The organism is Achromobacter spanius (assembly GCF_029637605.1).
Lineage (GTDB): Bacteria > Pseudomonadota > Gammaproteobacteria > Burkholderiales > Burkholderiaceae_B > Achromobacter > Achromobacter spanius_E.
In genome coordinates this window covers 3,935,758-3,950,150 of sequence record NZ_CP121261.1, presented here as the reverse complement: position 1 = coordinate 3,950,150, position 14,393 = coordinate 3,935,758, and the positions used below count along the sequence as shown (strand labels likewise).

Here is a 14,393-nt window from a genome sequence, read left to right as displayed (position 1 = left end):
CCGCGCCCAGCCGGCCGCACTGACCCAAACGCCGCCCTGGGAGCTGCTGTGATCGACCACACCCTGCCTCGCGTCACCTACTCGAACATCCACACCGACTTTTCGGCGGTGCACGACCTGCTGGACCAGCGCCTGCCCGACTTCGAATCGCGCATGCTGGGCCACGACCATCGCCATCGTTTTGATGGTCAGGCGGTGGCGGGCGAAGACCTGCACGCATGCTATTCGCCGATCGACCATTGGTTGTTGATCGGCCGCTTTCCTTGCGCGGATGCCGACACCGTGGACCGCGCCATCGCTTGCGCCCGGCATGCGCAACCGGCTTGGGCCGCGCAGGGTTGGGCGGCGCGTATCGCTGTGCTGCGGCGTTTGGCGATGGTGCTGTCCGAACGCAAGTACGACTTCGCCATGGCGACGATCGTCGAGATCGGCAAGTCGCGCCTGGAAGCGCTGGGCGAGGCCGAAGAAGCGGTGGACCTGATCCGTTACTACTGCGATCAAGCCGAACGCAACGACGGCTATCGGCAACCGCTGGCGCGCGCCTTCGATAACGAAAGCACCCACGATGTGCTGCGTCCGTATGGCGTGTTCGCGGTGATCGCGCCCTTCAATTTTCCCTTGGCCTTGTCGGTGAACATGATGTGCGCCGCCTTGCTGGCGGGCAACGCCGTGGTCTATAAGCCGTCGCCCCGCGCCGCGTTGACGGGCGCGCTGCTGCTGGGCGCCTGCGACGCGGCGGGCGTGCCATCGGGTTGCATGAACGGGGTGTATGGCGGCGCCAAGACGGGCGCGCTGTTGGCGCATCACACGGGCATCGACGGCTACGCCTTCACCGGCAGCCTGGACGTGGGCATGGAGCTGCTGCAAACGGTGGCGGCGGGCCGCCACGCGCGGCCCGTCATTGCCGAGATGGGCGGCAAGAACCCCACCTACATCACCGCCAGCGCGGACCTGGACGTGGCCGTGCAAGGCGTGTTGCGTTCCGCCTTTGGGCTGCAAGGGCAGAAGTGCTCGGCGGGGTCGAAGGTCTACGCGCACGCGGCGGTGCACGACACCTTTCTGGAACGGTTGTGCGCGGCAACCGAGGCCGTCACGGTGGGCGATCCGCGGGAGCGCGGCGTGTTCATGGGGCCGCTGATCGACGAAGCGGCGTGGCGGCGCTATCGCACGGCTTGCGAAGACGTGGACGCCTCCGGTCGGCTGCTGTCGGGCGGGCGCCGCTTGAGCGCGGGCGAACTGGCTTATGGCCATTACGTGCGCCCAGCCGTGGCGGCCGGCCTGCCCGCCGACCACCGCTTGAACCGCAAGGAACTGTTCCTGCCGTTTGTCTCGGTGTTGCCGTTTAACGACCTGCAAACGGCCATCGATGACGGCAACGCGGTCGACTACGGCCTTACCGCCGGCTGCTACGCCCAAGAGAAAGACGAGATTGACCTGTTTCTGAACCAGGCGCATGCCGGCGCCCTGTACGTGAACCGCGCCAGCGGCGCGACCACCGGCGCCTGGCCAGGCATACAAACCTTTTGCGGCTGGAAGGGGTCGGGCATGACCGGCAAGGGCGGGCTGGGGCCGTACTACGTGACGCAATTCGCACGCGAACAAAGCCATACCGTCTGGCGCCCTTGAAAAACAAGCGCGTTCAGCAAGATCCGCAAGACCAGCAAGATCAACACGATCGGCACGACCAGCACGGTCAATGCGATCAAGACCTGGGATTTCATCATGAGAGAAGCCGTCATCGTTTCGACTGCCCGCACGCCGATCGGTCGGGCTTATCGTGGGGCGTTCAACGACACCACCGCACCCACGCTGGGCGGCCATGCGATATCGCATGCGGTGGCGCGCGCGGGCATCGACCCCCGCGAGGTGGAAGACGTGATCCTGGGCGCCGCCTTGCAGCAAGGCACCACCCACATGAACGTGGCGCGGCAGGCGGCGCTGCGGGCGGGCCTGCCCGTGCACGTGGCCGCGATGACGCTGGACCGCCAGTGCGCCTCTGGCCTGATGGCCATTGCCACGGCCGCGCGGCAGGTCACGCAGGAAGGCATGGACATCGTGGTGGCGGGCGGGCTGGAATCCATTTCGCTGGTGCAGAACGACCGCATGAATCGCAGCCGCTGGTTCGACGATGCCCTGATGCGCGAGCAACCGGAAATATTCATGAGCATGCTGGAAACGGCCGAGATCGTGGCCAGCCGCTACGGCATTCCCCGTGCCGCGCAAGACGCCTATGCGCTGCGCTCGCAGCAACGCACGGCCGCCGCCCAGGCCGCTGGCCGCTTCGATGAAGAGATCGTGCCGCTCGCCGCCGTCAAGCAGGTGACGGACCGTGCCACTGGTGAGACTTCCGCGCAGGCCGTGACGCTGACCCGCGACGAGGGCAACCGGCCCGACACGTCGCTGGACAGCCTGGCCGCGCTGCAACCCGTGTTCAAGAACGGTCAGCGCTTGGAAGTTGGCCACCACATCACTGCCGGAAATTCCTCGCAACTGTCGGACGGCGCCTCGGCCTGCGTGGTGATGGAAGCCGCGCAGGCGCGCCGTCGTGGGCTGACACCGCTGGGCATCTATCGGGGCATGGCCGTGGCGGGCTGCGGACCGGAAGAGATGGGCATCGGGCCAGTACATGCCGTGCCGCGTTTGCTGGCACGGCACGGCTTGAAGGTCGATGACATCGGCTTGTGGGAACTGAACGAAGCCTTCGCCTGCCAGGTGCTGTACTGCCGGGATCAGTTGGGCATTCCGGATGACCGCCTGAACGTCAACGGCGGCGCCATCGCCATCGGCCACCCTTACGGCATGTCGGGCGCGCGCATGGCCGGGCATGCGTTGATAGAAGGCCGACGGCGCGGCGTGCGCTACGCCGTCGTCACGATGTGCGTGGGCGGAGGCATGGGCGCGGCCGGCCTGTTTGAAATCGCGGGCTGAACCGGCCCGCGCGGGTTTGACGGGTGATGCACGGCGTGCGAATCCATTTCGCCGAAGATGGCCACCGGCACGTTGGCGCATGACGCTTGCTGCGTGACGCCAGCCAGCCAGCCGCTACTTGGCCGTGTTCTCGTCGTCCACGGTCAGGCCGCCGTCTTTCATGATGCCTTGGGCAATCTCTTCGGCGGACTTGCCCGCAAAGCCGTGTTCGCCGGCCGTGATGCGAAAGCTATCGCCTTCCAGTGGACTCATCAAAGTGGCCGACGACAGCAGGATGCCGTTGGACCGCAGTTGAATGCGCTTGCCGACGCGCTCGCGGGTGAAGTCGGCCAGCGCCTTGCGGCTGTCGGGCTTGAGTTCAACGTCGACCACGCGGGCGCCGGTGTTGTCAGCGCTGGCGGTGGCGCGTTCGGCGTGCAAGGTAACGCTTTCGGCGTGCGCCGCTAGCGGCATGGCCAGGGCGGCGGCGGCCGCCAGGATGATGTGTCTCAGTGAGGGCATCGCAAACTCCTGCGGTTGGGCAACGCCTTTATCCTAGCCGAAGTGGCGCCTGCCGTTCGCCTCAAGGCTGCCCGGGCGGGCGCACGCCCAGGGCGCGCATCCAGGGCATGTCGGGCAGACCCTGGATGGGCGGCATGCCTGGCAGCGGCAGCCCGACGGGGTTGCGTACCGCGTCTTGCAATACCTCGGCCCATTCGCGCGGGTCCAGGGGTTCGCCCATGCGAACACGCAGGTCCAGCAGATTCAGCGCCGCGCGGCGGTGGCCGGCTTCGGCGGCATCGCGAAACAGCCGTTCCGCCACGTTGTAATTCTTGGGCATGCCGCGCCCCATGCCGGCCAATTCACCCAGATAGGTCTGCGCGGGCGCGAAGCCCTGGTCGGCGGCGCGTTGATACCAGCGGGCAGCGGCCTTGTAGTCCTGCGTGACGTGTTCGCCGTTTTCGGCGATCAGGCCCAGCGTGGTCATGGCCACCACGTCGCCCGCTTGCGCGCGCGCCTGTAATGAGGCCAGACGCGGCTCGTCCAGGTATTGCGCGCCGCGTTCGATTTCATATTCCCAGGCGCTGATGCGGGCCTTGATCAAATCGCGGCCCAGCGTGGGCGACGGGCCTCGGCCGGACGCGCCAGCGTTGGCCGGTTTGGCGGGATTAGCACCGGGCACGGCCGGCGTCTGGCCGTCCGCCAGGCTGGTGAAGGTGATGGTGCCGACCAGGCTGCTGGCGTAGTGTGGAATCTGCCGATAGGCGGTGGCCACCTGCACGTCGCCCGTCAATTGCTTGAAGAACGTTTCCACCGGTGCGGACGCGGGCAAGTCGGCCAGGCCTTGCGCGAAGTAGAACGCATAGGGGCTGTGGCGCGGCCCCTCGTTGCCAAAGCCGTCTTCGGCCGTGGCGCCGGGCTGGGTAGAGAACGCGATCAGTTCACCGCCCGCGGGCACGGTATGGACCAGCCCCGCCGACGGCGCGCCGCGCGTCAGGTTGGTGCGGCAGGCGTCCAGCACCAGCAGGCGGGCGCGCACTTGCGCGCGGCGCAGGGCCTGCGACACGCGCTTCAAGCTCAGCGAGCCTTGCTGGGCGGTACGGATGCGCACCTCGGCCAGCGGCACGGGAAGCTCCACGCCGAACAGATAGTTCACATCGTCCACGGCCACCGCGTGACCCGCGAAGTACACCAGCGCCAGATCGGCGCCCGTGGCGCGGGTGGCGAACTCGTCCACCGCCGCTTCCATCTGGGCGGTGGTCAGGTCGGTCAGCAAGGTGACGTCCAGGTTCCGCTTGCGCAGCGTGTCCGCGATCAGGCGCGCGTCGTTGACCGGGTTCGCCAAGGCGTTGGCGGGCAGTGCGTAGCGGGCGTTGCCGATGACCAGGGCAAAGCGGCGCTTGGCCGGCACCGGGGTTGGTGCGGGGTTGCTCAAGCCAATGCCGTGCCAGGCCAGCAGGCCGGCGCCGAGGGAGGCGGCCAGCAGACGGCGTCGCGCGGGCTGGTGCGAAATCGAGGGGGGCATGACAATCACTGGCGCTTTCATGGTTTGGGGCAGGCGCCGGCCGGCGCCACGGACACGGACCGCGCGCCCAGCGCCTGCGCGGCGTCGTGCAGGGAGGACTCGCGCGCGGCGCTCAACACAGAGCGGCCGTCTTCGTCAGGGCCCGCGACGATCGACACGGCGTACTGGGACAAGGTGTTGCGCAGTTGCTTGGCGGTCACGCCGTCGGGCAAATCCACCACCAGGCGCGGGCAAGCGCCGCCGCCCCGGGTCAGCGTGCCGCCCGATAGCGGCACGCCGTCGGACATGGTGCCCGGCAGTGCACCCGATCCTGCGCCTGTCACGCTGCCGTCGTGCGGCGCTTGCAGCACGACCACGACCGACAGTGCAATCGCCAGCGCCCAGCCCAAAGGCATGAGCGGGCTGGCAGGCGTGGGCCACAGCCATTGCCACAGGCGGGCACGGGTGGTTTTGATCTCGGGCTTCGGCGTGGACGCTATCCGCGCCTGCTCGGCCAGTGCCCGCAGAAAGCCGGTGTCGCGCGCGGCCTGGCCGATGTCGTTGTGCGCCATCTGGCGCGCTTGCGCCAGCGTGCGCCAGTCGTCGACTTCGGCCTGTAGCGCGGGGTCGCGCGCCAGGTCGGCCTCGAACGCGCGGCGCGCGTCGTCGTCGAGCTCGCCCGACAGGTAGGACAGTACGCGGTCTTCAGACATGATCAGTCCATTCCTTTGCGCGTGCAGTCCGCCACAAGCTTGCGCGCCGCATGCAGGCGGCTCTTGACGGTGGGCACGTGCAGATCTTGCTGCTTGGCGATCTGTTCCATTGGCACTTCGTCCAGATACAGGAACATCGTGGCGCGCAAGGTATCGCTTAGTTTGTTGAGGCAGTCGCGCATGCGCTGCACGACCGACAGGTGCTCGTAGGCATGCGCCGGGTCGGCAAACGGCGAGGGGTCGCCAACGTCTTCGGCGTCGTCAAAGACGTTGTCGTCCGCATCGCCGTCGGCGTTCGGTCCGCTCCAGCGCACTTCGTGCCGCGTGCGCCGATGCATCTGAATCAGCTCGTGCAATGAACCCCGGTACAGGTAGCCGCCCAGCTTGCTGACCGCCAACTCATGCGCCGCCCAACCGCCCGGCGGCTGGCCGTGCTGAAAGCCTTCGTCCTTGAACGTGCGGGTTTGCAGGAACTTCATCAGCGCGTTGTTGAATGCGTCCACCACGCCTTCCGGCGAGGTATTGAAGAACTTCTTGCGCAGCTTCAGCGTGATGTGTTGTTCGGCCTTGTTGCGGAACTCCAGCGCGTAGCGCGGGTCGGCATGCATGATGCGCAACAGCGCGTCGACATTGGTGATGACGTAGCGCTTGGGTTCGAGCGAGTTCATGGTTCAGCTTGTTGTTGGCGAACTGGACGCGCGTGACGTCAGCCCATCGGCGCGGGACGCCGCCGCCCTGCAAGGCGAGGGCAGCGGCACCTTAGCCGTGCAAGCCAGGAAAATCAAGCGCGGCGGCGCAGCACGGCGATGCCGCGAATGGTGAAGCCCGCCACGATCGCCAGCGACAGATAGAAGCCGAAACCAAAGCTCAGGCTGCTCCACAGCGTGGAGGCCATGTCGCCCGCCATGTTGCGGCTGGCGCGCGAATTCCCCATGAAGCCGGCGAACTGGCGCGTGGCCTCCATCAGTTCGCGCACTTGCGAGACCACACCGGCCAGTGCAATGCCCCATAAGGCCAGCGGCAGGAAGTAGCCCAGGCGGGCGGCGCGCTGCGGCATCAGCGACGGCAGCAGGGGGCCCACCACCGCCAGCAGCCACAGCAGCGCATAGATGCCCGCGCCCGACGCTTCACCCGCCATCGCGCCTTGCGCGCTGCCGCCGTTTTGCAGGCACAAGAGGTCATAGAAGCTGAGGCTGGCGTTGGACCCCATCATGCGCACGGTGAGCACCGAGAACACAGTCGTGGCCAGCAAAAACAGCAATGCGCCCACGGCGTCACCGCGGTTGACACGGGCGGCGGCGGGGGCGGCCATGGCCGCCAAACGGCCGCCAAGGGTTTTGGCCTGGGTCAGGGCGTCGCGCAGCGCTTTCTCTTGCATGGTCTTTCCTTGTGGGTGGCGGCACATGTGTGCCTGTACCCATCGCTATGCGCGGCGCGCGAAAAGGTTCGATTTATTTTTATGGGGTTTCCTCAAACATATTTTTCGAACCTTTCCGCGCCGGGTGCGTAGCAGAGGGCAAGGGCGCGGATTGTCGCGCCGCCATATCCCCTTTGCCACACCCCCACGGAGAGTCCCCTCATGTCCAACCCCACCCCGCTGACCGTCCTGTACCAGAACGTGGTCCAGGAAGAACTGGGCCTGGTCGCCCGCATTGACGAAGACGGCGACGTGCTGTTTCGCCACCCCGACCTGGGCACCATGTTCTTCAGCCTGAGCGAGTCGGATCCGGAGTTCCTGCGCCTGGTGTACCCGAGCTTCGTCGATGCCGAGGAACTGGGCCTGAGCCGCGTGCAACTGCTGGAAGTCATCAACGCGGTCAATCACCGCTGCAAGGCGGTCAAGCTCAGCTTGCAGCAAGACCGCGACGGCAAGCCCGGACGCGTGACGGCATCGCTCGAGAGCTTTGTGGCCGCCGCCGATACGCTGCCGGCCGAAGCCTTGCTGCGCGCCATCGTGGCGCGTTGCGTGTCGGTCATCCGCCATAGCGCGGGCGAACTGGTCAAGGACGCGCTGGAAAGCAAGCAAGGCGGCGTCAGCGCAAGCTGATTAAAAAATGCGGGCGCTGCGGCGTTCGCGGAATTGAAACAAGCCTGGCCTCGCCTTGTAACTTTGAGATACATTGCGGGGCCTTCCAGATACCACGATGATTTCGATGCACCCGTTCTTGTTCCGTTCGTTGACCCTGCGCCTTGCGGCGATGCTGCTGTTGCTGGGGGGCTTGAGCGCCTGCGCGATCAAGACCAATTCCCGTGGCAACTTCGTCTATAGCGTCGATACCGCGGCCTTGTTCGGCACCGAGATCGGCCAGTTTCCCTTGCAAGACGGGGGCTTGGGCACGTTGCGGCGCGAAGGCAAGAACTTCTCGGTCAAGCTCTCGGGCAACCAGCGCGTGGTGCCCTTGAACAACGTGGAATCGGCCCGAGTGGCGCGCACCGAGAACGTGGGCCCGCGCACGGTGGTGCTCATCGAGACGCAAACCCGCCGTTGCGACTACCGCTACACGGTGCTGGCCATCGAGGGCTCGGACGTGCTGTCCTGGGACCTGGGCAATTGCCGCGACCGCCCGGCCGTGCTGGTGCAAGACGACCGCAGCGCCATGACGTTGGACTTTCCCAAAGGCGCCGCGATTGAGCGCTTTGTCTACACGCAGGACGGCCGCATGCGCCGTGGCGACGTGAAGTCGGTGGCGGGCATGAACCCGCGCGCCAAACCCTTCGCCGACGAATCGCTGTACCCCTCGGGCTATCTGGAATCGATCCGTCAGTACGGCGTGTATCCGCCACCGGCCGCGCCGACCGCCAAGGGCAAGTCGGGCAAGTCCGGTCGGCCTAACAAGTCCCCCGCGCCGACGCCGGCAACGCCCGCCACCGCGCCATCACAGAGCGCGGGTCGCGTCGTGCCCGCGCCGCCTGCCCCCGTGTCGGGCGGCAACGCGACGGCGGCCAGCGCCAGCGTCTCGTCGCCACGCGCCGGCGCCTCGCGCACGCCCGCCAAGCTGGACCTGCCCGACGAGGAAATCACCTCGACCCGAATCGACCTGAGAGATTGACGTGCGGCAAGCCCAGATTCGCCAGATTCTTATCCTGATCGCGCTGACGGTCGTCTACCTGAGCTTTGAGCTTGGTTTCAACGCGCGCCTGCTTGACGTGGTGGGCAGCCGCGCCACGCCGCACGACATCGAAGAACTGGAGTTCTTCGGCCGCAGCCTGTCGGGCATTGCCGCCGCGCTGGTGGTGTTGCAGGTGCTGTGGACGCGGCGCTTGCGTACCGGCAAGCCTTCGTTTCTGAAGATCACCATCGCCTGCGCCGTGACCGCGTTCGTGGTGTTCGGCGCCATCAAGACCTTGGTGAATGTGTTGGTGGATACGCGCGATGGGGACTTCCGCCGCATCGCCACCAATGCCGGCTTGCTGCAGCGCTCGCTGGTGCAGGGCGATCTGCATCTGGACGGTCTGGTAGATGACGCGGTCTATGCGCGGCCCGAGGGCAAGGCGTTCCTGGCGGTGTTCCAGGTGCTGCTGTCCAACATCGATAACCTGGACGAGAAGGTCGAACCCAAGAAGCGCCAGGTCATCCGCGCCGATCTGCAACGCCAGATGAAGACCTTCACGTTCGATGGCCGCGACGTGCGCATGACGGCGCCGGGCATACGTGGCTATCACCAGGTCTACACCACGGTGATGCAGTCCGTGGCCGAGCGCTGGAAGAAATACGCCGGGGTGCCCGTGGCCTCCGACATCGGCCTGGCGCGCGAGCAGGACCGCGCCTGGAGCGACTACCGCAAGAATTTATCGCGGCGCGGCTGGACCCCGGAAACGGTGCCCGCGCGCTACGAGAGCCGCGTGGTGCGCGACGTGCGCAAGCGTGTGCCGGTGCCGGCCGACTGGCAGCCGTATGACCGCGCGACTTTCAACGACGCGGTCGCGCAGCAGTATTGGAAGACCCTGCGCAGCCGTACCGTACATGTTGAAGGCGATGCCATTCCGCCTGGTCTGTCGTATGAAGACTTCGTGGCCCGTCCTGGTGTGCAGAAGCTGTTGCGGCAGGCGCTCTTGGTGCCGGCCAACATGAACGTGGCGGCCAACTACACCGATGCCGCCAGCTTCAAGCGGCTGTACGACGGCATGCTGGACCACGCGGTGGACGAAGCCATGCCCCGCTTTTCCGCGCAAACCGCGGACTTTCAGCGCGGCGGACAGCATCAGCAGTTGGGCCAGGACGCGGCCCGCGCGGCCATCGTGCCGCCCGTGGCCCTGCTGTGCTCGCTGTTGGGCGCGGTGGGTCACTTCGCCAAGCTGCTGTACCTGATTGCCAAGCTGGTCGTCTGGCTGCGCACGCCCGCGGGCCAGGAACCCGGCCGCACCGCGACACGCGCGGCGGGCGCGGCCTTGGTGTTGACGCTGGTCTGCGTGTGGACAGCGTTTTCCTTCATGCAGAACGGCGTCACGCAAAGCGAGCTGTTCCAGCAGATGTCGCGCGCGGAGTCCGGGCGCGACGACGAATCCCTTGGCCAGGCGCTGCGCCGCCGCGTGCTGGCGAATGTGGCGCACGTGGTGGTGGTGGGTCAGGCCTACACCTATCCCTTCAACGAAGCCCTGCGCACGCGCGTGTTGGGCGGCATCAAATACGGATATCACGGCGATGCAAGCTAGGCGCTTGATGGTCGCGGCGCTGGCCGCGATATTGCCCTGGGCGGACGCCGGCGCGGCTTGCCTGGGCATGCAGGTGCACGCGCATCGCGGCGCGCCCACGCTGCCCGAGAATTCGCTGGCGTCCATCCGCGCGGCGTATGCGGGCGGCTGGGACGGCGTGGAAATCGACATGCAGCGCCTGAAGGACGGCCGCTGGGTCCTGCATCACGACCTGCTGACGGGCAGGACGGTAAGCGGCGTCGGCCGCCGCGCGGTGCTGCAACTGAGCAGCGCGGACTGGCGCGGTGCCAAGCTGACGGGGCAGGGCGGCGGGCAGCCGCCACCGTTCCTGGACGACGCCCTGCAAGTCGCGGCCACGCAGCCGGCCAAGACGTTCAACGCCGAACTCAAGGTTGTCTACCGCGACTGCGCGCCGGTGGGCAAGCTGGTTGCCAACCTGCAGCAGGCGCTGCCGCATGGCAACTGGATGATTACGTCGGCGTTTCCCGAAGCGCTGCGCTGCGTGCGCGGCACGGACCCGCAGGGCTATCTGGGCTTGATCGTGTTCGACCCGCGCCATGCGGAATCCGTCAGCGCGAATCCGCTGGGCAAGTACGTGTCGCAGCGCGCCACGGCGCCCAAGCTCACCCGGCCATGGCTGGCCAACCTGGCCGCCACGGTCGGCGCGCCCGTGGGTGTGCATGTGGACGCCATGACGCTTGCCGCCAACCCGCAATTGCTGCGCGACGCGGCGGCGCAATCGGTGCGCGTCTTCGTGTACGCGGTGGGCGGCGACGCGGCCCTGGCGCAGCAACTGCGCGCGACCAGGCAGCGCGAAGGCTATCTGCCGTCGGGCGTCATCATCGACGGCGACGCGCAGGCGTTTTGCCGGGCGATGGGCGGCTAAGCGGCGGCGTTCCTTATCCGGGTTTCTCCCTATTTGCATACGTATGCAAGCCTTCGAAAGTGGCCTCACTTTGTTGAACCACTCACGATTGCAGGGCCAGAAAACCATGATTCGCTATCTGAAGCGCGGCCGCACCGCCGCCGTAAAAACCGACGATGACGCCAAGGTACGCGCCACCGTCGAAGCCATCATCCGCGACATCGAGACACGCGGCGACGACGCCGTGCGCGACTACAGCCGCAAGTTCGACAATTGGGATCCGGCGGACTTCCGCCTGTCGCGCGCGGAAATCGAAGCCGCCCGCAAGCAGTTGTCGGCGCGGGAAATCGAGGACATCGCGTTCGCCCAATCCCAGGTGCGCAACTTTGCCCAGATCCAGCGCGATTCGATGCGCGACGTGGAAGTGGAAACGTATCCCGGCGTGGTGCTGGGCCACAAGCACGTGCCGATGAACGCGGTGGGTTGCTACATCCCGGGCGGCAAGTATCCGCTTCTGGCTTCTGCGCACATGAGCGTGCTGACCGCCAAGGTGGCGGGGGTGAAGCGCATTGTGTCGACCGCGCCGCCGTATCAAGGCAAGCCGCATCCGGCCATCGTGACCGCCATGGACATGGCCGGCGCGGACGAGATCCTGGTGCTGGGCGGCGTGCAGGCCGTGGTGGCGATGGCGGTGGGCACGCCCAGCGTGGCGCCCGTGGACATGCTGGTCGGGCCGGGCAATATGTTCGTGGCCGAGGCCAAGCGGCAACTGTACGGGCGCGTGGGTATCGACCTGTTTGCCGGCCCCACTGAAACGCTGGTGATCGCGGACGACAGCGTGGACGGCGAATTGTGCGCGGTGGACCTGCTGGGGCAGGCCGAGCACGGCCCCACCTCACCCGCCGTGCTGCTGACCAACAGTGAACAACTGGCGCAGGACACCCTGGCCGAAGTCGAACGCCAACTGGCCATCCTGCCCACCGCCGGCATCGCGTCGCAGGCCTGGGCGGATTGCGGCGAGGTCATCGTCTGCGACACGATCGAGGAAATGCTGCAAGTGGCCGATGAACTGGCTTTCGAGCACGTACAGGTCATGACCCGCGACCCCGACTACTTCCTGCACAACATGACCAACTACGGCGCGCTGTTCCTGGGCCCGCGCACCAACGTCAGCTTCGGCGACAAGGTGATCGGCACCAACCACACGCTGCCGACCAACCGCAACGCGCGCTACACCGGCGGCTTGTGGGTGGGCAAGTTCTTGAAGACCTGCACCTACCAGCGCGTGCTGACCGACGCCGCCAGCGCGACGATGGGCGAGTACTGCTCGCGCCTGTGCCATATGGAGAATTTCGCCGGCCACGGCGAACAGGCCAACATCCGCGTGCGCCGCTATGGCGACCGGCCCGACCTGCCCTGGTATCAGCCCGTTGAGGCGCAGGCATGATTGCGCTGCCCAAAGGACCCGACTTCCGTCTGGACGGACGCCGTGCCCTGGTGACGGGCGGCAGCGGCGGCATCGGCCTGGCTGCCGCCGCCGCACTGGGGCGCGCCGGTGCGCACGTGACCGTGGCGGCGCGCCGCGAGCCTGAATTGCTGCAAGTCTGTGAGGCCTTGCGCGCGGAAGGCATCGGCTGCGCGCCGCTGATATTGGACGTGACGGACTCTGCTGCTGTGGACGCTGCGGTGGCGCAAGCCGACCCCTTCGACATCCTGGTGAACAACGCCGGCATGAATCGCCCCAAGCCCTTGGTGGAGCAGTCCGACGAGGATATCGACGCGGTGCTGGACCTGAACGTCAAGGCAGCGTTTTACATGAGCCGCGCGGTGGGGCGCCGCCTGCTCAAGGAAGGCCAGCCGGGGTCGATCATCAACGTGTCGTCGCAGATGGGGCATGTGGGCAGCCCCCGCCGCACCTTGTACTGCGCCAGCAAGCACGCGCTGGAAGGCATGACGCGCGCGCTGGCGTGGGAAGTGGGTGGGGCGGGCATCCGCGTGAATACCGTGTGCCCGACCTTCATCGAAACCCCCATGACCGCCGGCATGCTGGAGCAGCCCGGCTTTCGCGATTGGGTCTGCGCGCGCAACGCGCTGGGCCGCGTCGGACGGCTGGAAGAAGTGATGGGCGCCATTGTGTTCCTGGCCAGCGAGGCGTCCAGCCTGATGACGGGCAGCGCGCTGATGCTGGACGCGGGATGGACGGCCGCATGAAGACCGCGCCCCGCGCACAAGACGTGGCGGACCTGGCGGACGTGTCCCAGTCCGCCGTCAGCCGCACCTTTACGCCGGGGGCCAGCGTGTCGGAAGCCACGCGCCGCAAGGTGCTGGCGGCGGCGCAGAAGCTGGGCTACCGGCCCAACGCGCTGGCCCGCAGCCTGATCACGCGGCGCAGCCGCATCGTGGCCCTGGTGATGAGCTATCTGGAAAACCAGTTCTATCCGCTGGTCATCGAGAAGCTGTCGCAGAAGCTGCAGAAAGAGGGCTATCACGTGCTGATGTTCATCGCCGAAGTCGATGAGGCGGCCGACGGGGTGCTGGCGGAAATTTTGCAATACCAGGTGGACGGCATCGTCATGGCGTCCGCCATGTTGTCCTCGAACGTGGCGCGCAGTTGCGCCGAGGTCGGCGTGCCGGTGGTGCAGTTCAACCGCGTTTCCATTCTGGGCGGGTTGGCGCGGTACGCCAGCAGCTCGGTCACGTCCGACAACTACGCGGGCGGCCAGATGGCGGCGCGCTTGTTGGTGGAACGCGGCTACCGGCGCTTTGCCTATCTGGCGGGCCTGGAAGATTCATCGACCAGCATCGAACGCGAACGCGGCTTTGTCGACGGCCTGCATGAACTGGGCCACGCGCTGCACCGCCGCGAGGTGGGGCACTACGACTTTGACCGCGCGCAGGAGGCGGTGCGCCGGCTGTTTGCCGACGATGCGTCCATCGCGCCCGACGCGCTCTTTGCCGGCAACGACCACATGGCGATCGCGGCCTTGGATGTACTACGCCAGGAGCTTGGCGTGCGCGTGCCGCAAGACGTGGCCGTGGTGGGTTTCGACGATGTGCCGCAAGCGGCATGGGGCGCTTACCGCCTGACGACGATACGCCAGCAGGTCGAACCCATGGTGGACGCGACCGTGGCCTTGCTGCGCGAACAGATGCACGCCGAACTACGACCGCGCGACATCGTCGTGCCCTGCACCTTGATGGAACGCGCCACCGTCCGCGCAGGACCCTGATTTCCCTTTGATTTTTTTAC

Annotated in this window: 14 protein-coding genes; 9 read left to right on the top strand and 5 right to left on the bottom strand. The window is 66.8% G+C overall.

The window, feature by feature from the left end; translation table 11 throughout:
* The first annotated feature begins 48 nt into the window (after window positions 1-48).
* The gene (locus P8T11_RS17625) at window positions 49-1,626 is read left to right on the top strand and encodes an aldehyde dehydrogenase family protein (protein WP_268080758.1); all 1,578 of its coding nucleotides are present in this window, start codon (window positions 49-51) and stop codon (window positions 1,624-1,626) included.
* Window positions 1,627-1,722: 96 nt separating this feature from the next.
* Window positions 1,723-2,928 carry an acetyl-CoA C-acyltransferase gene (locus P8T11_RS17620; RefSeq protein ID WP_268080759.1) on the top strand — a complete coding sequence of 402 codons (1,206 nt, stop codon included), beginning with the start codon at window positions 1,723-1,725 and terminating at the stop codon, window positions 2,926-2,928.
* Window positions 2,929-3,042: 114 nt separating this feature from the next.
* Here P8T11_RS17620 and P8T11_RS17615 read toward each other — a convergent pair whose 3' ends face one another.
* The 5 genes from P8T11_RS17615 to P8T11_RS17595 form a co-directional block, all read right to left on the bottom strand.
* On the bottom strand, window positions 3,043-3,429 hold the full coding sequence (locus tag P8T11_RS17615; protein ID WP_268080760.1) for a SecDF P1 head subdomain-containing protein: 387 nt from the start codon (window positions 3,427-3,429) through the stop codon (window positions 3,043-3,045).
* Window positions 3,430-3,490: 61 nt separating this feature from the next.
* Window positions 3,491-4,933: a caspase family protein gene (locus P8T11_RS17610; protein WP_268080761.1), complete on the bottom strand. Its 1,443-nt coding sequence runs from the start codon at window positions 4,931-4,933 to the stop codon at window positions 3,491-3,493.
* A 17-nt stretch (window positions 4,934-4,950) separates the two neighbouring features.
* Window positions 4,951-5,625 carry a hypothetical protein gene (locus tag P8T11_RS17605; RefSeq protein WP_268080762.1) on the bottom strand — a complete coding sequence of 225 codons (675 nt, stop codon included), beginning with the start codon at window positions 5,623-5,625 and terminating at the stop codon, window positions 4,951-4,953.
* A 2-nt stretch (window positions 5,626-5,627) separates the two neighbouring features.
* Window positions 5,628-6,293, bottom strand: a complete 666-nt coding sequence (locus tag P8T11_RS17600) for an RNA polymerase sigma factor (RefSeq protein ID WP_268080763.1) — start codon at window positions 6,291-6,293, stop codon at window positions 5,628-5,630.
* A gap of 113 nt (window positions 6,294-6,406) precedes the next feature.
* Entirely contained in the window at window positions 6,407-7,003 is a 597-nt protein-coding gene (locus P8T11_RS17595) for a hypothetical protein (RefSeq protein ID WP_268080764.1), read from the bottom strand.
* 201 nt (window positions 7,004-7,204) lie between these two features.
* On the opposite strand from P8T11_RS17595, the gene P8T11_RS17590 reads away from it, so the two are divergent.
* From P8T11_RS17590 to P8T11_RS17560, 7 genes are all read left to right on the top strand, one after another.
* On the top strand, window positions 7,205-7,672 hold the full coding sequence (locus P8T11_RS17590; RefSeq protein WP_268080765.1) for a hypothetical protein: 468 nt from the start codon (window positions 7,205-7,207) through the stop codon (window positions 7,670-7,672).
* A gap of 97 nt (window positions 7,673-7,769) precedes the next feature.
* Window positions 7,770-8,675 carry a hypothetical protein gene (locus P8T11_RS17585; protein ID WP_268080766.1) on the top strand — a complete coding sequence of 302 codons (906 nt, stop codon included), beginning with the start codon at window positions 7,770-7,772 and terminating at the stop codon, window positions 8,673-8,675.
* Window position 8,676: 1 nt separating this feature from the next.
* Window positions 8,677-10,278, top strand: a complete 1,602-nt coding sequence (locus tag P8T11_RS17580) for a hypothetical protein (RefSeq protein WP_268080767.1) — start codon at window positions 8,677-8,679, stop codon at window positions 10,276-10,278.
* Entirely contained in the window at window positions 10,268-11,164 is an 897-nt protein-coding gene (locus tag P8T11_RS17575) for a glycerophosphodiester phosphodiesterase (RefSeq protein ID WP_268080768.1), read from the top strand. Before P8T11_RS17580 ends, P8T11_RS17575 begins: the two co-directional genes overlap by 11 nt.
* Before the next feature lie 106 nt (window positions 11,165-11,270).
* The gene (gene hisD / locus P8T11_RS17570) at window positions 11,271-12,590 is read left to right on the top strand and encodes a histidinol dehydrogenase (RefSeq protein WP_268080769.1); all 1,320 of its coding nucleotides are present in this window, start codon (window positions 11,271-11,273) and stop codon (window positions 12,588-12,590) included.
* On the top strand, window positions 12,587-13,354 hold the full coding sequence (locus tag P8T11_RS17565) for an SDR family NAD(P)-dependent oxidoreductase (protein WP_268080770.1): 768 nt from the start codon (window positions 12,587-12,589) through the stop codon (window positions 13,352-13,354). The genes hisD and P8T11_RS17565 overlap by 4 nt, the downstream gene beginning before the upstream one ends.
* Window positions 13,351-14,373 carry a LacI family DNA-binding transcriptional regulator gene (locus P8T11_RS17560; protein WP_268080771.1) on the top strand — a complete coding sequence of 341 codons (1,023 nt, stop codon included), beginning with the start codon at window positions 13,351-13,353 and terminating at the stop codon, window positions 14,371-14,373. Before P8T11_RS17565 ends, P8T11_RS17560 begins: the two co-directional genes overlap by 4 nt.
* Window positions 14,374-14,393 lie beyond the last annotated feature (20 nt).

Coding starts and splice junctions, on each gene's coding strand:
- P8T11_RS17620 (WP_268080759.1), top strand. CDS start 1,723: ATGAGAGAAGCCGTCATCGTTTCGACTGCCCGCACGCCGATCGGTCGG.
- P8T11_RS17615 (WP_268080760.1), bottom strand. CDS start 3,429: ATGCCCTCACTGAGACACATCATCCTGGCGGCCGCCGCCGCCCTGGCC.
- P8T11_RS17610 (WP_268080761.1), bottom strand. CDS start 4,933: ATGCCCCCCTCGATTTCGCACCAGCCCGCGCGACGCCGTCTGCTGGCC.
- P8T11_RS17605 (WP_268080762.1), bottom strand. CDS start 5,625: ATGTCTGAAGACCGCGTACTGTCCTACCTGTCGGGCGAGCTCGACGAC.
- P8T11_RS17600 (WP_268080763.1), bottom strand. CDS start 6,293: ATGAACTCGCTCGAACCCAAGCGCTACGTCATCACCAATGTCGACGCG.
- P8T11_RS17595 (WP_268080764.1), bottom strand. CDS start 7,003: ATGCAAGAGAAAGCGCTGCGCGACGCCCTGACCCAGGCCAAAACCCTT.
- P8T11_RS17590 (WP_268080765.1), top strand. CDS start 7,205: ATGTCCAACCCCACCCCGCTGACCGTCCTGTACCAGAACGTGGTCCAG.
- P8T11_RS17585 (WP_268080766.1), top strand. CDS start 7,770: ATGATTTCGATGCACCCGTTCTTGTTCCGTTCGTTGACCCTGCGCCTT.
- P8T11_RS17575 (WP_268080768.1), top strand. CDS start 10,268: ATGCAAGCTAGGCGCTTGATGGTCGCGGCGCTGGCCGCGATATTGCCC.
- hisD (WP_268080769.1), top strand. CDS start 11,271: ATGATTCGCTATCTGAAGCGCGGCCGCACCGCCGCCGTAAAAACCGAC.
- P8T11_RS17565 (WP_268080770.1), top strand. CDS start 12,587: ATGATTGCGCTGCCCAAAGGACCCGACTTCCGTCTGGACGGACGCCGT.
- P8T11_RS17560 (WP_268080771.1), top strand. CDS start 13,351: ATGAAGACCGCGCCCCGCGCACAAGACGTGGCGGACCTGGCGGACGTG.